General features: G+C 54.1%; 17 protein-coding genes. 6 read left to right on the forward strand and 11 right to left on the reverse strand.

Going from position 1 to position 23250, the window contains the following annotated elements:
* Positions 1 to 24 precede the first annotated feature (24 nt).
* Positions 25 to 1020, forward strand: a complete 996-nt coding sequence (locus ACYVHX_RS22435) for a mevalonate kinase family protein (protein ID WP_460673933.1) — start codon at positions 25 to 27, stop codon at positions 1018 to 1020.
* A gap of 94 nt (positions 1021 to 1114) precedes the next feature.
* Positions 1115 to 1984, forward strand: coding sequence for a UTP--glucose-1-phosphate uridylyltransferase GalU (gene galU, locus ACYVHX_RS22440; protein WP_460673934.1), 870 nt, complete (start codon positions 1115 to 1117; stop codon positions 1982 to 1984).
* Between the two features lie 73 nt (positions 1985 to 2057).
* Here the strand turns inward: galU and ACYVHX_RS22445 are convergent, their stop codons facing one another.
* From ACYVHX_RS22445 to ACYVHX_RS22490, 10 genes are all read right to left on the reverse strand, one after another.
* A complete protein-coding gene (locus ACYVHX_RS22445; RefSeq protein ID WP_460673935.1) occupies positions 2058 to 3173 on the reverse strand; it encodes a thioredoxin-like domain-containing protein in 1116 nt (371 codons plus the stop codon).
* Positions 3174 to 3302: 129 nt separating this feature from the next.
* Entirely contained in the window at positions 3303 to 4553 is a 1251-nt protein-coding gene (gene kynU, locus ACYVHX_RS22450; protein WP_460673936.1) for a kynureninase, read from the reverse strand.
* A gap of 94 nt (positions 4554 to 4647) precedes the next feature.
* The gene (locus tag ACYVHX_RS22455; protein ID WP_460673937.1) at positions 4648 to 4995 is read right to left on the reverse strand and encodes a heavy-metal-associated domain-containing protein; all 348 of its coding nucleotides are present in this window, start codon (positions 4993 to 4995) and stop codon (positions 4648 to 4650) included.
* Between the two features lie 24 nt (positions 4996 to 5019).
* Complete coding sequence (locus tag ACYVHX_RS22460) at positions 5020 to 6525, reverse strand: hypothetical protein (RefSeq protein WP_460673938.1); 1506 nt, start codon at positions 6523 to 6525, stop codon at positions 5020 to 5022.
* Between the two features lie 29 nt (positions 6526 to 6554).
* Positions 6555 to 6893, reverse strand: a complete 339-nt coding sequence (locus ACYVHX_RS22465; RefSeq protein ID WP_460673939.1) for a four-helix bundle copper-binding protein — start codon at positions 6891 to 6893, stop codon at positions 6555 to 6557.
* Positions 6894 to 7010: 117 nt separating this feature from the next.
* A complete protein-coding gene (locus ACYVHX_RS22470; protein WP_460673940.1) occupies positions 7011 to 7589 on the reverse strand; it encodes a helix-turn-helix domain-containing protein in 579 nt (192 codons plus the stop codon).
* Between the two features lie 65 nt (positions 7590 to 7654).
* Positions 7655 to 9913, reverse strand: a complete 2259-nt coding sequence (locus ACYVHX_RS22475; protein ID WP_460673941.1) for a TonB-dependent receptor — start codon at positions 9911 to 9913, stop codon at positions 7655 to 7657.
* 78 nt (positions 9914 to 9991) lie between these two features.
* Entirely contained in the window at positions 9992 to 10450 is a 459-nt protein-coding gene (locus ACYVHX_RS22480) for an HYC_CC_PP family protein (RefSeq protein ID WP_460673942.1), read from the reverse strand.
* A gap of 172 nt (positions 10451 to 10622) precedes the next feature.
* Positions 10623 to 12371, reverse strand: coding sequence for a RagB/SusD family nutrient uptake outer membrane protein (locus ACYVHX_RS22485; protein WP_460673943.1), 1749 nt, complete (start codon positions 12369 to 12371; stop codon positions 10623 to 10625).
* Positions 12372 to 12392: 21 nt separating this feature from the next.
* Complete coding sequence (locus tag ACYVHX_RS22490; RefSeq protein WP_460673944.1) at positions 12393 to 15635, reverse strand: SusC/RagA family TonB-linked outer membrane protein; 3243 nt, start codon at positions 15633 to 15635, stop codon at positions 12393 to 12395.
* 386 nt (positions 15636 to 16021) lie between these two features.
* Here ACYVHX_RS22490 and ACYVHX_RS22495 point away from each other — a divergent pair, with 386 nt between their 5' ends.
* A complete protein-coding gene (locus tag ACYVHX_RS22495; protein ID WP_460673945.1) occupies positions 16022 to 19672 on the forward strand; it encodes a CRTAC1 family protein in 3651 nt (1216 codons plus the stop codon).
* A 146-nt stretch (positions 19673 to 19818) separates the two neighbouring features.
* Here ACYVHX_RS22495 and ACYVHX_RS22500 read toward each other — a convergent pair whose 3' ends face one another.
* Positions 19819 to 20301, reverse strand: a complete 483-nt coding sequence (locus ACYVHX_RS22500; protein WP_460673946.1) for a DUF4494 domain-containing protein — start codon at positions 20299 to 20301, stop codon at positions 19819 to 19821.
* Between the two features lie 253 nt (positions 20302 to 20554).
* On the opposite strand from ACYVHX_RS22500, the gene ACYVHX_RS22505 reads away from it, so the two are divergent.
* The 3 genes from ACYVHX_RS22505 to ACYVHX_RS22515 are packed head-to-tail and all read left to right on the forward strand — an operon-like array spanning position 20555 to position 23149.
* Entirely contained in the window at positions 20555 to 21322 is a 768-nt protein-coding gene (locus ACYVHX_RS22505) for a GIN domain-containing protein (protein WP_460673947.1), read from the forward strand.
* A 16-nt stretch (positions 21323 to 21338) separates the two neighbouring features.
* Positions 21339 to 22370 carry a sensor histidine kinase gene (locus ACYVHX_RS22510; protein WP_460673948.1) on the forward strand — a complete coding sequence of 344 codons (1032 nt, stop codon included), beginning with the start codon at positions 21339 to 21341 and terminating at the stop codon, positions 22368 to 22370.
* 8 nt (positions 22371 to 22378) lie between these two features.
* A complete protein-coding gene (locus tag ACYVHX_RS22515; RefSeq protein WP_460673949.1) occupies positions 22379 to 23149 on the forward strand; it encodes a LytR/AlgR family response regulator transcription factor in 771 nt (256 codons plus the stop codon).
* Positions 23150 to 23250: the final 101 nt, after the last annotated feature.

Here is a 23250-nt window from a genome sequence, read left to right on the forward strand (position 1 = left end):
CAACAGCACCAATTACGCAGAAACTTGATTATTGAAACACGCGCCTACGCCCGTGCCGGGCTGTTGGGCAATCCTTCCGACGGTTTTTTTGGCAAAACGATTTCGATTTCGGTGCGAAATTTTGGCGCTTCCGTATCGCTGTATGAGTCGCCCGAACTGAACATCGAGCCGCAGCCGCAGGACACCAATTCGTTCCGGAGCATTTACCACCTGCGCGATGCCGTGGCTTCGCTGGGGTATCACGGTGGGGTGCCCCTCATTAAAGCGGCCCTCAAGCGGTTTTGCGAATACTGCGACCAGCAGGGCATCCGGCTTCCCAACAAGAATTTCACCATTCGCTACAGCACGTCCATTCCGCGTCAGGTGGGTTTGTCGGGCTCCAGCGCCATCATTGTGGCCACGTTTCGGGCGCTGATGAAATTCTACCAGGTGGAGATTCCCCTGCCGAATCTGCCGACGCTGGTGCTGAAAACCGAATCGGAAGAACTCGGCATTACGGCCGGTTTGCAGGATCGCGTGATTCAGTGCTACGAGGGGTGTGTCTACATGAATTTCGACCGGGAACTGCTGGAACAATGCGGTCACGGCTATTACGAACCCATCGAACCGCGTCTGCTGCCCAAGCTTTACATCGCCTACAAAACGTCGCTGGGCAAGCAGTCCGGCCGGATTCACAACGATGTTCGGTCGCGCTGGGACAAAGGTGAGGAGCTGGTGGTCAAGACCTTGCAGGACATTGCCGAGGTGGCGCGTCGGGGGCACGATGCCATTCTGAACCAGGAAGCAGAACAACTCCACGCCCTGGTCAACGAAAACTTTGACCTTCGTCGCCGGATTTACAACATTAGCGAAAGCAATCTGGAGATGATTTCGGCGGCCCGTCGCATCGGCGCGTCGGCGTCATTTGCCGGTTCGGGCGGGGCCATTGTCGGTATTTACAAGGACGATGACATGCTTAACCGCCTGTTTGTCACCATGAAACAACTCAACGCCCGCGTTATCAAACCGTACGTCGTTTAACTGAAGATTGAGTGAATGAGTGATTGAGCGAATAGGATCGAAGATCACGCTTTTTAATTTATTCTATCATTCACTCATTCTATCATTCAAAATTATGATTAAGAAAGCCGTCATTCCCGCTGCCGGATTGGGAACCCGATTTTTACCGGCCACCAAGGCGCAACCGAAGGAAATGTTGCCGATTATCGACACGCCGACCATTCAGTATGTGGTGCAGGAAGCCGTCGATTCGGGCATCGAAGATATCTTGATTATTACCGGCAAGGGCAAACGGTCCATCGAAGACCATTTCGACCGGAATTACGAGCTGGAAACCCGGCTGGAAGAAAAGGAAGACGAAGCCCTGTTGCTCGAAATGCGCCGGTTGTCGGACATGGCCGACATTCATTTTGTGCGGCAAAAAGAACTGAACGGGCTGGGCGACGCCATTTACTACGCCCGTCACCACGTTGGCAATGAGCCCTTTGCGGTTTTACTGGGCGACACCATCATGGATTCGGTGATTCCCGTAACCCAACAACTGATCGACACCTACGACCAGTACCGGGGCACCGTCATTGCCGTGGAGGAAGTTCCCGCCGACAAAGTAAACCGCTACGGCATCGTGGGTGGTTCGACGCTGAGTGACAGCATCATGGAGCTGAACACGCTGGTCGAAAAACCGGCCCTCAACGCGGCTCCCTCGAATCTGGCGATTGCAGGGCGGTACATTCTGACGCCGGATATTTTTGCCGCCATTGAGCAAACGCCCAAAGGCAAAAACAACGAAATTCAGTTGACCGACGCCATGTTGCTGCTGCTCAAACGGGAAAATATCTACTCGCACCGCATTGAGGGTCAACGGCACGACATCGGCAATAAGCTGGATTTTCTGAAAACCACCGTCGAATTTGCCCTGAAACGCAAGGAATTTTCCGCTCCCTTCCTGAAGTTTTTGAAGGAAATTGTCGCGGCTCATTCCTGAGGGGCTGACGAGCGAAACGGGCGGCCCGTGATTTTCGACCGGGACCGACCACGGATTTAACCCCTCGGAAAGCTTATTCGAACGCCACGGCCAGTTGCTTTTCCAGTTCTGCCCCGTGCAGTCCTTTGCGGATAATGTAGCCTTCTCGGTCAATGAGCATATTGATCGGGACGGTGCTTGTTCCGTATTGGGTTCCGATGACATTCCGGGGACCTATCCGGTCGGAGAGCTGCGTCCAGGGCAAACCCGCTTTTTGCAGGGCTTTTTTCCAGGCTTTGGGGTCTTCGTCCACCGAAATGCTGATGATCTGGAGCCCTTTGTTCTTGTACTGCCTGTACAGGGATTTAAGCTGGGCGTGTTCCCGGCGGCACTGATCGCACCAACTGGCCCAAAAATCGATAAGAACCACGTTGCCTTGGTAATTCAGCAAACTCACCGGCTTATTTTGCTTATCGGCCAAAATCAGGTTGGGTAAGTGTTGGCGCGCTTCGGGTTTCCGGTCAAATACCTGATCGTGAATGCGCCGGCCAACCGAATGCTGCTGAAGCGCATAATCCAGCCGGTTCCAGAGGTTTCGCGCTTTTTCTTTCGGAAGGGTAGGGAGAATTGTGCTCAGTTGAAAAAGGCTGACCAACGAGCCGGGATGAAGTTCAATAAAACTGGCTGATACAGCCGCAATGTCCTGCATTATGGTCCGGTACTGACCCGCATACAGCATGGCGAGAGCCGTATCCTTGCTACCTTTTTGCATCGTTTCACCGATTTTTTCTTCCAAATCTTTTCGCTTTTTTACGTAGGTTTCCAGCGATTTATCGAGAATCAACTGATGCCGTAGATGGAGCGAACCTACGATAGACAGGCGTTCAAGCGAATCGGCATCCCCGAGTATCGTAATGGGGCTGTTATCGAGGAGAAACGGTTTGAACCGATTCAGTGGTTCGCCCTGGATACCGATGGCGTAGTAATTTCCTTCACCCAAAACCCCCTGAAACGAAAAATGACCGTCGGTAGAAACGCACGAGTCCGCCAGCGAGCCAATCGGATCTTCCGGCCGAAAGGGCGGCACCAGAAAAACCGTCCGGCCTTTCAGGTTGGCCAGATAACCGTTGACGCTATAGCGGGTCGATTTTTGCTGACCGAAGGCTTGACTCGTCAGCAGGAGAGCACCAATGAGCAGGATGCGGTACATATCTATTGCATTTAAAATCAGATAGTAAGTTAGGATTTTAATTGTTCAGGAACAACTACAGATGTCGTTATTATTCCGGGAAAATTAAAAACCGTATTGCCCCTTAAAACCGCATTCAGGTAATTGACTTTAATCGTTCAGGAAGGCCTGCCCGACGCGCCAGACTTCTTCGAACGTGTTGTAGAGGGGTGTGGGAGCCAGGCGGATGCAATTCGGTTCGCGCCAATCGCCAATGATGCCCTGTTCGGTCAGGCGATTGAAAACCGCCCTGCCGTTGCTTTCGACGAGCAGCGACAACTGACAGCCCCGTTCGGCCGGATTCGAGGGGGTCATAAGGGTCAGAAGCGGGCCGGATTGCCGCAGCACGAATTCGAGAAAACCGGTGAGCAACGCGCTTTTCTGCCGCAACGCTTTCATCCCGGCTTCGGCCGTAATCTGCAAAGCGGCCTGATGAATGGCCATCCCCAACACTGTCGGGGTGCTGACCTGCCAGCCGTCGGCACCCGGCATCGGAACAAAGCCTTTGGTCATCTCAAACCGGCGCGCCTGGTCGTAGCCCCACCACCCGGCCAGTCGGGGCAGGGCGGTTTTGTGGTGGTTTTCGTGAATAAAAAGACCGGCCACTCCGCCCGGCCCGGAATTAAGGTATTTGTAGGAACACCAGAAGGCAAAATCAACGCCCCATTCGTGGAGTTCCAGCGGAAGGTTACCGACGGCGTGGGCCAGATCAAACCCGACCAAAACGCCCACTTCGTGCGCTTTTCGGGCAATGGCCGCCACGTCGAAAGCCTGTCCGGTGTAATAGTGCAAACCGCTCATGAGCACCAGCGCCAGCGAATGCCGGTTTTGCTCGATGGCCGCAAGAATGTCGGCGGTTTGCCAGGTGTAGTCGTTCGTTCGGGGAAAAACATCAATCAGGCACTCCTCCGGATTTAAACCGCGGGATTGCAGGTGTGTTTCGAGGGCGTACTGATCGGAGGGAAAATCACCACCGATGGTTAGAATCCGGTTTCGCGGTCCCTGCGGTTGGTAAAACGAAGTCAGCAGCAGGTGCATGTTGACCGTCAGGGTATTCATCGGGCACACTTCCGACGGTTTTGCGCCGACAATTTGCGCCAGCGATTCCTTGCAGCGTTCGTGAATGGTGAGCCACGGTTGTGTCCCTTCAAACCAGCCTTCCACCCCGCGCTGCTGCCAGGTGGCCAGCTCCTGCTCCAGGGCCGGGCGGGCGGTTTTGGGTTGCAGTCCCAGGGAGTTTCCGCAGAAATAAATCAGCGGTTCCCCATTCCGTTCGGGAATATAAAACCGATCACGGAAGGAGCGGAGCGCATCCTCCCGATCAAGCTGCCGGGCATAGGCCAACGAGTTCTCAAAAAGCATAGCTTTTTAGTTAAAAGTGATGAGGTAAAAGTTGTTCGCCCTGCGATTTGCTGACGCATTTTTAACTCTAAATTCATCACGCTTAACTCTTTCCTCATTTATGGCCTCCTTTTTTGCAGCAGGAGGGGAGTTTGGCGTAGCCTTTTTCGTCGGCGGTCACTTCGTCGGCGTCGTACCCGGTTTTTGAAATATTGGCCTTGATTTTGTCAATGTCAGTTTTCTTCGGGTTGTACCGGACCGTCACGACTTTGTCGTTCAGATCCAGATTGGACTCCTTCACGCCTTTTTCAAAAGCCAGGTTACGCTGGATGCGTTCTTTGCACATGGAGCAAACGGCCGAGGTCTTGATCTTCACTTCTTTTTCGTTGTCGTCGGTGGCCCGGGCGCCAAAACCGACGGCCAGAAACAGAAGCGTCAGAATACCAAATACGTGCTTTTTCATGCTATAGTGGGTTTAAAATGTCGTTTAAGGGCGATTGGTGCGGTTTCCCGGGATCATCATGGGCATCAGCGAGGGCGTAATACGCAGGTAAAGCTGACCCGAAACCGGTGTTTTTCCGTACTGTTCCTGCAAAAGCCCGTTTCGGGGAATCAGGCTGCCCGTCAGTTGAGCCCCCAGCACCAGGTCCGTTTGACCAACCCTCAGAAACCGGTAATTCATGCCCAAAGTCAGGTTGTTGATGGTGAGTAAGGTCTTTTCCGGAAAATCCTGAACCGGCACCGCGAGTTCCAGCGCCGATTTGGTAACATTTTCGTACCGTCCATACAAGGCCGTTGAACCCAACTGCAAACTGCTCTCGGCCAGGTACGCATTTTCGTGCTGACCATCGTGCGAATTCATGCCCCAGACCAGCGCCGAGGCCACATACCGATCGGGGCGTCCCAACGGTTTACTGTGCAAAACCGATGCCGTTGTACGAATAACATCGTGATCGGCTTCGAGAGTTTCCGGGCTCCTGATAAATCCCTGCGAAAACTGCACCGCCAGCGCGGGCGACGGATTCACCGACAGGCGGTACGAATAACTGTCGAAGCGCGGCCGGTCAAAACCGTACCGGTTTTCGTTGGGTTCGCGACCCGTAAAACTGGATACTTCGACTTTCGCAATTTTATAACGAAAACCCGCCGTGGCCACTCCAAACGTGATGTGCGTTGCGTCGGTCCAGTGGTGTCCCAGGGGCGAATCCGGATTGTTGAACGATGAAATCCGGTGCATGAAAGCCGGAGGGCCCAGCGCCGGTTCCCCGGGATAACCGACATACCCAAACACATCGGCATGGCGGGAAAGCGCGTAGGAATACCCGACCGATAACTCCGAAAACAGATCGTGCTGGTGCTGGCGGTCGATCAGGCGCTGGCCCCGGTAGGTTTCGCCCGATTGGAAAAGCAGCGGATATCCGCCCTTGCCGACGGTCAGCGGATCGAGCGAAAGCATGGCTTTGAAAGCCAGCAACCCGCGTTGGCCGACGTGCCGCTGGGCCATGCCCATCACGTAGTTGGGCGCATCGAAAGCCGTCGCGCGGCCCCGTCTGCCCGGATTGTTGAAATTCTGATTGGTGTGCCGGACAAAAACGCTGTAATGCAGCATCGTCATCCACGGTTTTCCGGACGTGCCTTCGGGGTGCGACATGTGCATGTACATCGGGGTGTGGTCGGGGTGCCAGGCCGTTCCGGAGGCATTCCGGTTCATGGACAGGTTCCGCGAATACAGGTGCGACATCATCGCCATGCCTTTTTGCATCTGCATCATGTCGTGCATGGCGTGGCCCATGGCGGCATGATCCAGGCTGTCCTGCCGCATCATCTTTTTGGCGGGTGGCATTTTCGCTTTCCGGCTGGTGTCGGCCAGAAAACCGCCGGCCCGCGCCGTCAGGGCAAGCGTCAGAAAAAGGACGGCAAAAAAAACGCTCAATCCCGCGTAAAGGCCCCGCCAAACGGGATTGAGCGGTACTGGTTTATGGATTGTATTCATAGCAAAGTTCGGCACTGAAAAACCGGTGCTCAGGCATTGGCCGAGAGCCGCCGGCAGTCGTCGGCGCAACGGCGGCAGGCTTCGGCACAGGCCCGGCAGTGGTCGTGATCGTGTTTACTGCATTCGTCGGCACAGGCGTCGCACACGTCGGCGCAGAGTACCATAAAATTCATCATGTGGGCAGAATCGCGGGCCGTCAGGCTGCCGCAGAGTTTGCAGAAATCGGCGCAGTCGCGGCAAAGCCGGATGCAGTCGCGCATCATCGCAACGTGGTCTTCCCGTAAACAGGCCGTCAGGCAGTGTTCGCAGGCGGCTGCGCAATCAAAACAAATCTGAACGTGTTGCTGATGGTTTTGCATCGTTTCCATACCGGTAAGGTTAACTTAGTGAATCGTTGATTTACATGTTTTTCGGGTACGGCAGGTGGTGCAAAGGTAGAACGGCAGGACGCCTGATAACGTACAAAACCCGGGCGCCGTTGTGCATCATTTTGGCGGCCCTACTTTATCAATTTCGGTTCGAAAAGCCGCATCCGTTCGTTTAAAATCACTCGGCGTCAGACCCACCAGCTGCTTGAACTGGTTAGAAAGGTGCTGCGTGCTGCTGTAGCCCAGCCGCCAGGCAATCTCACTGAGGGTTAACTCTCCGTAGCGCAAATATTCTTTTACTTTCTCGATTTTTTGCGCGATGACGTATTTTTCAATGGTCATGCCTTCCAATGCCGAAAACAAATGACTCAGGTACGAGTAATCATAGCCGATCTTCTGGGTCAGGAAATCCGACAGATTCTGATGGTCGGGGCGCTCGCGCCGGTCGTGGTGAATTTCGTTGATGACCAGCGCCTTGATCTGTTCAACCAACACGGCTTTGCGGTCTTCCAGCAGTTCAAAATCGTTGGCGGCCAGCGCCTGCCGAATGTCCGCCAGCGAAACCGCAGCCGGTAATTCGTCCACCTCGACATCGCCCAGCTCGACCTTGTGAACCGCCAGACCCAATTCTTCCAGGATGTCCCGGACGACGCGCTTGCACCGCCCGCAAACCATGTGTTTAATGAATAGTTTCATAGGAATTATCATCAAAACTGAATTGTCTCGAACCTGGCTTCGCAGAATGAACCGGGTTCAGCGCATCAGATTTTTAGTTTATACCGAAAACCGGCGTAGATCATCCGGCCGGTAATGGGACCCCAGACCCGGGCGGCTGCGTCGAAATCCCGGCCAAACGGGTCACTGGCACCAACAATCGGGTTGGCTTGCCGGAAATTACCGAGGTTTTCGCCCCCCAGATACACCTCCCACCGCCGGAACGCCCGGCTTACCTGCGCGTTGATGTTGAAAAAACCGGGTGCGTTTTCGCGGGGCATGTTCTGGTAACCCGTGTGTTCGTAGCCTTCGCGCAGGTACGGAATCCGGCGCGGGCCGTTCCATTGCACCGTAAAATCAGCCTTCCATTTGTCGTACGGCAGGGCGTAGCCCGCGTTGAACAGCACCCGGTCGCGGCTGACCATCATCCGGGGCAGCAGCAGACTCTCGCCAAACGTCATGCCCATCGACTGCCGGACGTCGAACAGCCGGTAGGCCAGTTTAACCTCCAGGCGCTTGATGGGCTGGTAATTGAGTTCGGCCTGAAAACTGTTGGAAAAGGAGCGGGCGTTCAAACCGGGCGCCGACCGGCTTGAGAGGTAATAAAAATGAAGTTCGCGCGGGTGTTCCAGGTCGGCCACCAGTTGATTCTGGAAGTTCGTTCGGTAATAATCCAGCGCCAGCGACGCCCGCTGGCCGAACAGGCTGAATTCCTGCGTCAGGCTGGTTCCGTAATTCCAGGAAACTTCGGCTTCCAGTTTATCGTCAAAATAAACCGCCCGCGAACTGACCAGGTAGCCGTAGTTTTCGGCCAGTGCGTTCGGCGTCCGGAAACCCCGCCCCGCCGAGGCCCGCAGAATCAGGTGATCGGTCAGGTCGTATTTGAGGTGAAACCGGGGCGTAAACTGCGCGCCGAACAAATTGTGAACGTCGAGCCGCGCTCCGGCCACCAGCGTCAGTTTGTCCAGGTACTTGTAGGTATATTCCCCAAAAACACCCGGCACCGACTCCGTTCGCGTCATCAGGGTATCCCGGTATTTTTCGCGGTACTCGTCCAGCAGAAAACTCAAACCGGCCTTGAACGAATGATTCGTGTTGTCGATAATCGACTGATAGATCAGGTTGCCGTAGAGCGTTTGCTGCCGGCCGTCGTAAGGTGTAAAGCCAAAAACCGAGTTCTGTTCGTGGTGGACGGCATTCAGAATCAGGCCCAGGCCCCGGTACGGTTTTTCGGGATACAGCCGGGCGGTTTTGGAAAACAGCTCGACCCGCTTCGTGGTGTTGGTAAAAGTGTAGGTAGGGCCGCTGCTGCGGTTTTCGGTGGCCTGCCCGCCCGTCCGATCTTCGTACAGCGCCTTGACGCCGAACTGGGTCATGAACCGCTCCGTTCCGTATTTGGCCCGCACAATGCCGTTGTATTGCGAGTACAGCGGCAAATCCAGAAAATTGTCGCCGTTCTGATCGACCCGGTTTTGCAGGGTGCTGGCGTGACCCAGAAAACCGACGCTCCATTTGTCAGTCAGCGGTTTCGACAGGTTCAGGTTGCCTTCCACGCGCCCGAAACTGTTGGCGTAGGCATTGGCCACGATGCGTTCCTGCGCATCCGGTTTTTGCAGTTCCACGTTGATGGCGCCCGTCATGCCTTCGTACCCGTTCACGACCGAGCCCGCGCCCTTGCCAATATCGATGGACGAGATCCAGGTGCCGGGCACAAAATTCAGGCCGAACGTTGACGCCAGCCCGCGGATGGTCGGAATGTTTTCAACGTTGGTCTGGACGTAATACCCACTCAGTCCCAGCATCTGAATTTGCTTGGCCCCGGTGATGGCGTCGCTGTAGGAAACATTGACGGATGCGTTGGTTTCGAACGATTCGGACAGGTTGCAGCAGGCGGCTTTGGCCAGCGTGCGGGTGGTCAGAATTTCGTTTTGAATGGGCGACATTCGGTCTGTCTGCGACGACGCGCCCTGCACGGTGACTTCCTGTAAAGTATTCTGACTGGTGAGTGTAACGCTCAGCTGGGTTTGATCCGCAACCAAAACCGTATCGGCTTTGAAACCGACCAGGCTGAATACCAGCTGGTTGGTGGCGTCGGATCGCAAAATTTCAAAACGGCCTTCGGGACTGGTCGTGGTGGTGACCGAAGTTCCGGCCCAGTAAATGGTAACGCCGGCCAGCGGAACGGTTTGGGAATTGACGCGCTCCGAAACCGTGCCGGTTACGGTCTGTGCTTGGGTTGGCAGGAAACTGAACAGGGTCAGCCAACCGACGATCAACCCCTTTCTGTAGATGGAATGTGGATGCATAAAAGTCGAATTGTGATGAAGAAAATAGCAGGAGCCCTGCACGCTGGCACGGACTTTACTTTTCAGCACAACCGAATCCTATAGCAGAAAACGTTGAACAAACGTGAGCAGGCTCCGCCCGGAAAGAAGAGGGGGCGAGTCGGCCCGGATCGTTGCTGATTCAGGCGTTACGGGAAATAAATCGTTGAGCAGCCAGCCGAGCACGGCAGCAACGCCAGTTCCGGCCACATCGGCTACCGATTTGATGAACTTGGCGACCAGTTGCGTGATGGACGACGAAAAGTCCACGTTTTCGTACCGCTGTTCTTCTTTACAGCAGTCGGTGCGTTTGACGACCGGACCGAGGGAGGTCTGGTTCGACACCGAAAACTTCTTGCTGTGAACCGGGCAGGTCGATTGGGTTTCCCGGTTCAGTGCCAGCGTCACTTTTTTTCCGCGCATCAAACACGTATGCTCGATCAGGCTAAAACCGGTACTGCTCAGCAGCACGATGCAGGCCATCAGGAGGTTGATGTAGGTGAAGAGGGCGCGTTTCATGGCGGTTCAAAAGTAGAGGTTCCCGCTTGTAAATGCAAGTGCAGGATTTTGTCATCCCGTACAGGATTTTGCGATTGGTGCGAAAACCACCGGTTTTAACAGTCTGGTAAAAAGAGAAAGAGGTGGAGCAGATGCTCCACCTCTGACAAACTTGTGACCGGTTTCTGACCGATTAATAGCCAGGATTCTGTTTCAGGACATCAGCCCCCAGCAAGTCGATCTGATCCTGCGGGATGGGCAGGAATTCGTTTTTGTTCGGCGTAAACTTGGCACCGCCCAGGGCGTTGATCAGTTTTTTGCCTTCGTAGTTCAGGTAGGCATTGACCTCCTTGTCGGCCAGGCCCCAGCGAACCAGGTCATAGAAGCGGTGGCCTTCCAGCGAAAGCTCCAGTTTCCGTTCGAAATACACCGTGGTACGGGCCGTTGCTTTGTCGGCAAAGTTCGTAGCCGGGTACACGTTGATCACGTACTTAGCCGCCGGCGCACCAGCTTTCATGACAAATCCGGCCGGATTGGCTGCCCGGGTGCGAACCAGGTTGGTATAGTCGCGGGCTTTGGTCAATGAACCCACTTCGATTTCGGCTTCAGCGGCCATCAGCAGCACATCAGCATACCGGATAACCGGGAAGTTGAGGGCGGTGTAACCCGGCGTCCAGGTGCTGTTATCCTGCAACGAACCAACGTCCGATTTGTAATAAGCGAATTTCTTCGGCGAATACGGTCCGGCGTTGGCCTGGTTCCGGATCCAGTCGAAACCCGGGTGGTCGATCCAGTCCAGGAACGGAATGCCGCGCCGGCCGATGACGTGGTCAATCCGGGGATCCAGGTTGCCGGCGTCCGGTGTAAAGGCGGTTTTTGACTGAACCCCCTGATCGGTTTTTACTTCGTTAGCGGCCTGGTTATACGAACCATCCAGCAACGGCAGACCGTTGGCATTGGTCCGGTACGAGTTGCCCATTTCAAACGAAGGAGCGAAAAAACCGCAGCAGTTGCCCGGGCCGTTCGGACCCGTGTTATACGGGTAGTTCAGGTCAAATTCCGGGTTGGCGTTGTTCACACTACCGGTGTTGGCAGCCGCCTGAACAGCAAAGACGGATTCTTCATTGTTGTCGTTCGACGCCTTGAAGTAGTCGGCATATTTCGGCACCAGACCGTATTTTTTGCCATTCGACGTTTTACCATTCGCAACGATCAGGTCAAACAGGGCTTTGGCTTCGGTGTACTTTTTCTCGTACATATAAACTTTGGCCAGGTAAGCAGCAGCGGCCCATTTGTTGGCCCGGCCCACGGCATCCTGCGTTTCGGGCAGGTTGTCATAAGCGGCTTTCAGATCCGCTTCGATCTGCGGATAAATATCCTTGTCGTTTTTCACCTTTTCGATGCCGGTTCCGTAGTCCATCGTCTCGTCAACGTAAGGAACCATGTTAAAGGCCCGCTTCAGTTCGAAATAATAGTGTCCACGCAGGAAGCGGGCTTCGGCGCCGATGCGTTTCTTGTCGGCGTCAGTTACATCCGGACCGGGGGTGGCCAGCAGCTTCAGGACGTTGTTGGCGCGGGCAATACCTTCGTAGTTCCCCCGCCATTTGTCGAAAATAACATCACCCGTGGTCAGGTATTCGAAACGCTGAATGGGGTTGATAGTCTGGAAGTCACCGGGGTCGGTTCCTTTGTTGGCATCGCCCCCGCGGATGCTCCCCCAAACCCAGTTGGACGGGCTGGCCATCCGGTTATCGCGGCCGTTGATCTGGCCGTAAACCGCAATCAGGGCACCCTCCAACCCTTTTTTGGAAGTTAACTGGGAGACGCTCACCTGGCCGGTGGCGGGTATTTCCAGAAAACTATCCTTACAGGCATAACCGACAAACATCAGGGTCGATGCGGTGGCTGCGGTAATTACTCCTTTTTTAAATATTGCTTTCATGTGTTGTAATGGCTTTTCTTTTTAGAATCCGATGCTCAAACCACCCAGCAACTGACGAGTCAGCGGATAGTTACCCAGGTCGATACCAAACTGCGTATCGACGTTACCACCGACACCGGGATCCAGGCCCTGGTATTTCGTCAGGGTGAACAGGTTATTGATGGAAACAAACACCTTGACGCGCTGGATTTTGGCTTTGTTCAGGAGCGCAGCGGGCAGGTTGTAAGCCAGCGAAACGTTCTGCATCCGCAGGTAATCGCCGTCTTCCACGTAGAACGAATTCGATTGGGTGTTGGTACTGAAGTTCGATGCATCTTCGAAAATCGGCGTCGTTGCTCCCGTGTTGGTGGGGCTCCACGAGTCTTTCACGCGGGCGCTGATGGCCGCACCGGCGAACGACGGGTAGAAGTCCGTGAACCATTTCGACACGTTGAAAATTTTGTTCCCCACAAAAGCGTTCAGGTACGTGTTCAGCTCGAAGTTTTTGTAGTTCAGTTTCAGGTTGAAACCTCCGCTGAATTTCGGAACCGGGCTGCCCAGGTACGTCCGGTCGTTGGCGTCGATTTTGTTATCGCCGTTCAGATCGGCATACCGGAACCGGCCAACGCCTTTCCCATCCTGCGCGGGCGAAGCCGTTACTTCTTCCTGGTTCTGGAATAAACCGAGAACTTGGTAGCCGTAGAAGGCCGAGATCGAATAACCGATCTGGTTCCGGATCGGGTTGATACCGCGGTAGCCCGGGTTCACCGTGGTCAGGTACGTCAGGCCCGGCGCCAGTTCGGAGATTTCGTTTTTCAGGAAACCGCCCGTCAGGGTTACTTCGTAGGCCAGGTCACTGGTCACTTTGCCCCGGTTGATAAGCTGGATGTCAATCCCTTTGTTGACCATTTTACCAACGTTTACCGAAGGTGCCGAAGCCCGGTAGCCGAGGGTAGCCGTAACCGGCACTTGGAACAGCAGGTCTTTGGTATCTTTCTGCCACAAATCAAGAATAACGTCTAATTTACCGTTCAGCAGGGTTGCATCGATACCGATGTTTTTCGTAATACTGGTTTCCCATTTTGCATCCTGGTTCCCGATCCGCGTCCGGTAGTAGCCTTCGAGGGTACTGCTGTTCGAGCCGTTGATGTCGTACGCCGACTGACCTACGTTGGCTGCGTACAAGCTGTACTGGTTGTTCGGATCGACGTTGTTGGAGTTCCCCATCGTTCCGTAGCCACCCCGTACTTTCAAATCCGTCACCCAGCTCAGGCCCTTCATGAACTCTTCGGACGATACCCGCCAGGCTGCCGAGAAGGCCGGGAACACCCCGTAGCGGTTGTTGGCCCCAAAGCGTGACGAGCCATCGCGACGAATCACCCCGGTGACGATGTATTTATCGTTGAAGTTATACACCGCCCGACCAAACAGGGAGTAGAAGTTTACCCCGCGTCCGTAGCCGCTGTTAACGACCCGGCCGCTGGCGGCTGTTGTCGTCAGGGTCACGTAGTTTGGATCAATTGAGAACGGATTCAAGCCGTTTCCATCAATGTTCCGACCTTTGCCGGTATTCAGGGCTTCCTGACCAATCAGGAATTCAAGACCGTGGATGCCAAACTTCTTTTTGTAGGATGCGGTATTGGTGAAGGTCCACCGGAAGCTGTAACCGCTGAATTCGTTGTAACCGAATGCCGAGTTGTTCTCGGAGTTTTCGTACTGCAACCGGTTGTAGCCATACCCGTAAAAGTTATCGTACTGACCACCGATCGTGCTCCGCAGGGTCAGACCCGGAATGGGATCGTATTCGGCGTACACGTTACCAAACCCGTTGCCGTTGAACGCGTAGTTGTCTTTCAAACCATCGCGGGCGGCCACTGGATTCTGGGGGTTGTTAAAGCCCTTCGCTGCCGTTCCGCCATAACCGCCAAATTCGTCGTAAATCGGAATGATGGAAGGCATCCGGAAAGCCGCCAGGATATTATTTTCATCGTCGGCAACCCCTTGTCCACCGTTGTCACCGCCTAAGCCCAACACCGACCGGTAGGTAAATTGCAGGTTTTCACCGATCCGGATTTTTTCGGATAAGTTAAATTCCGTGTTCGCGCGGAAAGTGTAGCGGGTAAAGCTGTTGTTCGTTAGAATCCCTTTTTGGTCCTGAGCACTGAAGCTGATGTAGTACCGGGCATAATCCGTTCCGCCCGAGAAACCCAGGGCGTGGCGCTGAATGGGAGCCAGACGCGTGATGGCATCGTACCAGTCGGTTCCCGCCTTGTTGGCCCGGACAACCTGATAAACGGCCCCGGCCTGCGGGTTAACGTTGTATTTGGCCCGCTCGGCTTCCAGGTCAACCGTACCGACAACGCCCGAACGGCCGCCTACGTTGATGTAATCCGGAATAACCGGCGTCGCGCCGTTGCCAAACTGCGGGTGAGTCCAGTTTTCATCGCCCACTTTCCGACCCGAATTCCGGAACGCATTCCAGGTCCAGTCGGCAAATTCCGTCGGGTTGAGCATTTCCTGGCCCTTGCCGGGGAATGTTACCCCATACTGACCGTCGTAGGAAATAGAGAGTCTGCGGGCGGTTTTTGATCCTTTTTTCGTCGTGTAAACGATTACCCCGTTGGCGGCCCGCGCCCCGTAGATGGATGCGGCAGCCGCATCTTTCAAAACCGTCGTCGTTTCAATGTCGTCCGGTGCCAGGAAGTCCGTTGAGCCCACCGGCACCCCGTCTACTACATACAGTGGTTCGTTTCCACCGAAAGCACCAAAACCGCGGACGCGAATCTGGCTCGTCGTACCCGGCTGTCCGTTCGTAACGACCGTTACCCCGGCAACCCGACCGGCCAGTGACTGCTCGACGTTACCGGTCGGAACGGCCGTCAAATCGCGTGATTTAACAATGGCGACCGAACCCGTGGTTTCGCGACGGCTGTCGGTCGTATACCCCGTAACAACCACCTCGCTCAGGGCCGTAACGTCATCATCTAAACGCACGTCAACCGAACTCCGGTTGCCCACTGCAACTTCAATGGATTTAAAACCGATGGCGGAAATAACCAGCGTAGGACTGTTGCCGCGGACGGCGATCGCATAATCACCGTTGGCATCCGTCGAGGTACCGGTCGTGGTGCCTTTGATCACCACGTTCGCTCCCGGAACCGGGCCGTCGGCACCTGACACTTTTCCTGTAATTCGGCGCTCCTGGGCCATCGCGTTTATGCTGAAAAATAACACAAACGCACCCAAGAAAGCAGACTGGAACAATCTGTAGAATTGTGCTTTCATAATAGGTTTTGTAATAATTGGTTTTATTTTCGTACTAAATTAAGAGGACTTTGGACATACTTCAAAATTTTCTCAGGAATATTATAAAAAATCGTGTTGCAACATTTTATTATAAGTTGTCAAGATTTTATTGTATACTATTGAATGTTAACAAATTATGTGGGTAGTAATAGGAGATAAAAAGTTTCATAAATTTTTGCTACGATTTGATTACTAGTCAAATAGCGATTTGATCGCAACGATTTTGCGTACTTTGCCGGAGAAACTGTCTGTTAATTCGACGGCTTTTTCCCCATCCTAAAAGTGAGTATTCGGCTTTGTATCCAGTCAGATTAAAAATAGTTTAATTTTTGTATTTTAATAAGTTAGTATATTATTCTTCAGGTATGCTTCAAAAATTAATTTTTGGTTGCTTTCTCTTTCTTTTGGGCGGTTTCGTCAGTAGCTGTCAGTTTTCCGGACCAACCCTTTTTAGCCTGCTTCCTGCCGAAGAAACCGGGATTACGTTCTCAAACCGGATGAATGAAAGTGATACGCTCAACATTTTAAACATCGATTATTTCTACAACGGCGGAGGAACAGCCATCGGCGATTTTAATAACGATGGCTTGCAGGACGTTTTTTTTACCGGGAATCTGGTGGCTAACAAGTTGTATCTCAATCAGGGTAACTTCAAGTTTACGGATGTTTCCGAAAAGGCGGGCGTCGGCGGAGACGGGAAATGGTGTTCCGGTGTGGCACTGGTTGATATCAACAACGATGGACTGCTGGATATATACGTCGGTGCGACCATCCGGAAATCGGCCCGCGACCGCGAAAATCTCTTGTATGTGAATCAGGGCTGGAAAGGGCAGAAAGCGGGTGTGCCGGTTTTTAAGGAAATGGCCAGAGAGTACGGCATCGCCGATGACAGCTACACGACCAATGCGGCTTTTTTCGATTACGACAACGACGGCGATCTGGACCTGTTTGTGCTGGTGAACATGGCCGAAAAATACCCGGGCGCCTACCGCAACAAAGTAATCGACGGTTCCTCGCCAACCACCGACCGGCTCTACCGCAACGACTACGATCCGAAACTGGGGCACCCGGTTTTTACCGATGTGTCGAAAGAAGCCGGTATCCAGCTGGAAGGCTACGGCCTGGGACTAAACATCTGCGACATCAACCGCGACGGCTGGAAAGACATCTATATCACGAACGATTTCCTGAGCGAAGATCATTTCTTCATCAATAACCAAACGGGCGGTTTTGGCAAACCGGCGTTTACGGACCAGGCCGGGCGGTTTTTCAAACACACCAGCAGTTCGGCGATGGGCAACGACGTGACGGATCTGAACAACGACGGCCTGCTCGACATTGTGGTGCTCGACATGCTGCCGAACGACAATTTCCGGAAGAAAATGTTTATTCCGCCGAACAACTACCAGACCTACCTGAACAACGAAGAATTCAGGTACGGGCACCAGTACATGCGCAACACGCTGCAAATCAATCAGGGATTTCGGCCGGGCACGCGCGAGCCGGTTTTTAGCGAAATCAGCCTGATGGCCGGGGTAGCGGCCACCGACTGGAGCTGGACCCCCCTGGCCGTTGATTTTGACCACGATGGCTACCGCGATCTGGTGGTGACCAACGGTTTTCCGAAAGACATTACCGACCGGGATTTCATGCTCTACTACGCCGACAACGCATCGGTGGCGACCAAAGACTACATGCTGACGCAGATTCCGGTGATCAAAATCAACAATTACGCGTTCAAGAACAGCGGCAAGGATCTGTCGTTCAAGGATGTTTCCAGCGAATGGGGCCTGATGACCCCCGCTTTTTCGAGCGGAGCGGCCTACGGTGATCTGGACAATGACGGTGATCTGGACGTGGTGATCAACAACATCAACGATTCGGCATTCGTCTACCGCAACAACTTAGTGGAACAGAAGCCGCTGGATGCCAATTATTTACGCATCAAATTCAACGGCAGCGAACAAAACCGCATGGGCCTGGGAACCTTGGTAGAACTGACCTACGGAAAAGGCGAGAAGCAGGTCTACGAACACACGATCTACCGGGGGTATCTGTCCACCGTTGAAAATGCGGCTCATTTCGGGTTGGGCCGTACCAAGACCCTGGAAACCGTACGGATCACCTGGCCCGCCCAAAATGGAAAACCGGGTAAGTCGCAGACGTTGCGCAACGTGAAAACCAATCAGGTGCTGACGGTCGATGTGAAAAACGCGACCGAAACCGCCCCGCTGCCGCCCGCGACCCCCGCCGGAACGCTGTTTCGGGACGTTACCGATTCGCTGAACGTAAAATTTGTGCACCAGGAACCGGAGTACATCGACTTCAACCAGCAGAAGTTGTTACCGCATAAATTGTCGCAATACGGCCCGACGCTGGCGGTCGGCGACGTGAACGGCGACGGGCTGGACGATCTGTTCATCGGTGGCTCACGAACCCAGAAAGGCCAGTTTCTGATCCAGACGGCGGCCGGCAAACTGGTTCCGCAGGATCTGCTGCCGGGTGCGTCGGGCGAGACCAAACCGGAAGAAGACATGGGCGCGCTGCTGTTCGATGCCGACGGCGACGGCGACCTGGACCTGTACGTTGCCAGTGGCGGTTTTGAGAGCGATGCCAACACGGCGGCTTACCAGGACCGGTTTTACGCGAACGACGGCAAAGGACGGTTTTCGCTTTCTGCGCTGGCCCTGCCCCAAAACCGCATCAGCAAATCCTGCGTCAAAGCGGCTGATTACGACCGCGACGGCGATCTGGACCTGTTTGTGGGCGGGCGCGTGGTGCCGAACCAGTACCCCCGGCCGGTGTCGAGTTTTATTCTGCGGAACGATTCAAAACCCGGTCAGCCGAAATTTACGGATGTGACCAAAACGGTGGCGCCCGGGCTGCAAAACATTGGGCTGGTTTGCGACGCGCTCTGGACCGATACCGACAACGACGGCTGGCCGGACCTGATGCTGGCCGGGGAGTGGATGCCGCTGACGATTCTGAAAAATGCGCAGGGGAAAAAACTCAGCGCCACTGCGGACGCACAACCGCTCAACCCGTCCATCGCCCAGCAAAAAGGCTGGTGGAACTCCCTGGTAGCCGCCGATTTTGACCGCGATGGCGACATGGATTACATCGCCGGAAACCTGGGTCTGAACTCCCTGGCCCACGCCAGCGACAAGGAGCCGCTGCGGGTTTACGCCAAAGACTTTGACAACAACGGTTTTTACGACGCCATTCCGACGGTGTTTTTTCCGGATATAAACGGCAAAAAGGGGGAATTTCCGTTCAACGGGCGGGAGGACCTGATTCGCCAGATCATCTCCATGCGGGCGCGGTTTCCGCTGAACAAGGATTTTGCCGTGGCCACCATCGACAAAATCCTGAAGGAAGACGAGTTAAAAGATGCGATCGTGCTGGAAGCCAACTACATGAAATCGGCTTACGTGGAAAACAAAGGCGACGGTCGTTTTGTGCTGCACGACTTGCCCGTTCAGGCGCAAACCGCCCCGGTTTTTGGCATGATTGCCGACGATTTTGATCACGACGGCAACCCGGATGTTTTACTGGTGGGCAACGATTTCAGCAATGAACTCCTGGCCGGGCGGCTCGATGCACTAAACGGCTTGTTGCTGAAAGGCGACGGGAAAGGCGGTTTTCGGGCGCTGAATCCGGAGGCCAGCGGTTTTTACGTGCCCGGCAACGCCAAAGGAATTGTTCAGTTAACGGGGGCCGGCGCAAAGGGCGGTTTGGGTACGTCGCTGATCGTCGCTTCCCAAAACCGGGGGCCGCTGAAAGTCTTCAAATCGTTGCAACCGACGCAACCCGTCCGGCTGAAACCGACGGATGTGGCCGCAACCGTGACGTATGCCAATGGCAAAAAGCAGAAGCTGGAGTTTTATTACGGCCAGTCGTTTCTCTCGCAATCAGCGCGGGAAGTCGCCCTAGGGAAAGACGTTAAAACACTGGAAATCATTGATTCCAAAGGGACGAAACGGCTGGTTTCGTTGCAGCCGCTGGCGGGGCCGTAACGGGTATACGGTTTTCAGTTTACGGTTTTTGCCGGGGCTGACGCGTTCATTATTCGCTATTCAACATTCGCTATTCGCTCGTTTGGATTTACTCTTTACTAGCGAATACTGACTGTTGAATAGCGAATGATGAACCGCAAACGCGCTTATCCTTCCTGCTCCACGACCTCGCTCAGCGGGCGGAGATTGGCGGGGATTCGTTCTTCTTCCACGTACGGATAAATGTCCAGAATTTTGGTGGTGTTGATGTCGGTCGTTTCAAACGGAATCAACATGGTGCGCAGGCTTTCCTCGATGCGATCGTAGGCTTGTCTGACGTTCTCGGCATTCACCAGCATCTGGTTCACGATGCGTTTCTCGCGGCCTTTGTCGTCTTCGGTGACGTAAACCACTTTGCACTTGTACCAGGTTTCCCCCCCATCTTCAAAATGAAACAGATCGGCCAGCCGCATCCGGGAGAGGGCCGTCACCGTGAAGTCGGGCGTATTGGCGGCTACCTCCTTGTACAAACGGGCTTCGGCGTCGGTGTACGAAACCGCGTCGATCAAGTACGCTTCGTTAATGGTTTTGAATTTTCCGGTAGGGTCCTGGAGTTGATAGCGAATTTTTCCCTGATACCAGCTTGGCATAACAATAGAGTTTTGGATGAAGGTAGTTTCGCGGAGGTGAGCGGAGAAACAGAGAGATAAGCCGGGACGTTTAAAAAAGACTCTGCTAAATTCTTTATTTCTCCGCTCACCTCCGCGAAACAACTAACGTTCAAAAATACAGAACTTTCGGTAGGTTCGACGGCTCATCCGGCTTTTTAGTTAGTTCGTCGGTGGACCGTTGTGACTGCATACAAACCCCGCCATCTTTGACAAAAAATAAGGACGCTTGAAAATGAATAACTTACCCGATTGGTTGATCCTGGCGGAAGCGTTGCCGGTTGAGCCCGTAAAAAATTACCTGCACCTGACCCTGTTGTCGGTGGGCCTGCTGGCGCTGGTGACGACAATCTGGTGGCAAACCGACAAGGAATCGTACGAGGAAGTGACGGAAGATTTGCGCATTACGGCGTTTGAAAAACTGGAAATCTGGGGCATGCTGAACGTGCTGGTTTCCGACGGTCCGGCGTATTCGCTGACCGCCCGGGGGTCGCGCCGGGCCATTCAGAACGTAAAGGTCCGGCAGCGGGGCAAATGGCTGAAAGTGGGTTCCGGTTTTTTCTTCTGGCACCGCCAGTATGATCTGCTGCTCACCCTCACCACCCCGCATCTGAGCAAACTGGATGTGTCGGGCGCCTGCACCCTTCAACTCACCGGTTTTCGGGAACTGACCGGCCTGGACATCGACATTACGGGGGCCTCCAACGTATCGTTTGAAGGGGAGGCCCAACTGCTGAACATCGACATTACGGGGGCGTCCCGGCTGACGCTGATCGGGCGGGGCAATACCCTGGCGGCCGACCTGACCGGCGCATCGACGCTCCACGCCCTGCAATTCCCGGTGGAAGACGCCACCGTGGAGGTGACGGGCGCCTGCACCGCTCAGGTATTTGCCAGCCGCATCCTGAAAGCCGAAGCGACCGGGGCCAGCAAAGTGCAGTACCAGGGCGAGCCGAGCGTGCATTTCGAAAGTTCGGGCGCCGGTTCCATCAAAAAGGTTTAGCCGTTGAACACCACCGATGAGAAATAAATTAAGACTTTGTGTTCTGTTGAGTTTGCTGGCGTTGCTGATTTACGGCCTGCTGGGGACCGAAGCCACCATTCCCTACGAAATCAAGTGGATCATTATCAGCACGGTGATCGGGAGCGGGCTGCTGATTTATATGGCTTTATCCTGGTTTATTCCGTACGTCCTGAACCACTCGGCCGAACAGTTGTCTCCGCAAAAACTGGTATCGCTAACGGTGACTTCCAGCGGAATTCTGGCGGCCATGACCGGTTTTATGGCCACGCTGGCCCTCGATTTTTTCGGAAACGTCGATTTTCGGCCGGTCGACTACTGCTCAATTGGGGGCTTGTTCGCGCTGATCACGGCGGGCATCACGGCGGTTTATTCGCTGAAGTCGTTCGTGCAGCGCTGGAAAGCGCTGCTGCTGATGGAAGAAGGCCTGAAGCAGGCGGTTTTGAAAGCCGAGTTCGAGTCGCTGAAAAATCAGGTCAATCCGCATTTTCTGTTCAATTCCCTCAATATTCTGAGCGCGCTGATTCCGGAAGATACCGGCAAATCCGTGCAGTTTGTCGAGCGGCTTTCCAAGGTGTTTCGCTACAGTTTGCAACATTCCGAACAGAATACCATTGAGCTGACTGCGGAGCTGAAAGTGGCCGAATCCTACCTGTTTATTAACCAGATGCGGTTTGGCGAGAGCTTCCGGTATACCGTCGACCTGTCGGAGGACGACCGAAACCGCCAGATCGTCACGCAGGGTTTGCTGACGCTGCTCGAAAATGTCGTCAAACACAACGAATGTTCGCTGGAAAAACCGCTGACAATCCGGATTTACACCGAAAAAGATTGCCTGGTGGTGTCCAACTCATTCCAGCCCAAAAGCCGGTTACGAACCGATTCGACGGGCATCGGACTGAAAAATTTACAAAACCGCTACGTGCAGCTGGCCGCCGACCGCCCGGTGGTGATCGGGCAGACGGAGCGGGAGTTTATCGTTAAATTACCTTTACTGGAACCGGCGGCCCATCGTACGGTTGAAAATTGAATACGGGAATGAAAATATTAATTGTGGAAGACGAGCCGCTGGCCGTCAAACGAATGGAGGGCTTGATTCGGGAAGTGGCTCCCGAGGCCGAGATACTGGGAAAAACCGATACCGTTCGGGCGTTTGTGCGCTGGTGGCAAACCAATGCGGCCCCCGATCTGATTCTGATGGATATTCAACTGGCGGATGGCCTGAGCTTTGAGATTTTTCAGCAGGTGGAGGTCAAAACGCCGGTGATATTTACCACCGCCTACGATGAATATGCGCTGCGGGCTTTTAAAGTCAACAGCGTCGATTATTTGCTGAAACCCATCGAACAGGAAGAACTGGCGAAAGCCATTCAGAAATTCCGAACTCAGCGCCAGACCGATGCACCCGCCGGAACGTCCGAAAATCTGGTGAAAATGCTGGAAGAGTTTGGCATTAAGCCGGTTGCCTACAAAAACCGGTTTTTGATCAAGCAGGGCGGCCGGTTCGACGTGGTTGAGACGGCGGACATTCTGTACCTCTACGCCGACGACAAGGTGGTTTTTCTGATTACGAACCAAAACCGCAAGTACATCGTCGATGAAACCCTGGACGAACTGGAGGCCAAGCTGGATCCCCGGCTTTTTTTTCGAATAAACCGCAAATACATTACGCATTTGTCGGCCATCGAACGCATTGAACCGTACTTCAACGGGAGGCTGCGCATCTGGCTGAAACACCGCCCGTCGGAGGAGGAAGTGTCCGTGAGCCGGGAGCGGGCCGAGTCGTTTAAAATCTGGCTCAATACCTGAAACGCGCTTTTAACGGCTTTAAAAAGTGGCATGACCAGCGGTCGTGACACTTTTTTTTTGCCCTCCTGTGATTTTTTAAATTTTTCTGCGAATAATAGAGT

The organism is Larkinella ripae (genome assembly GCF_054780775.1).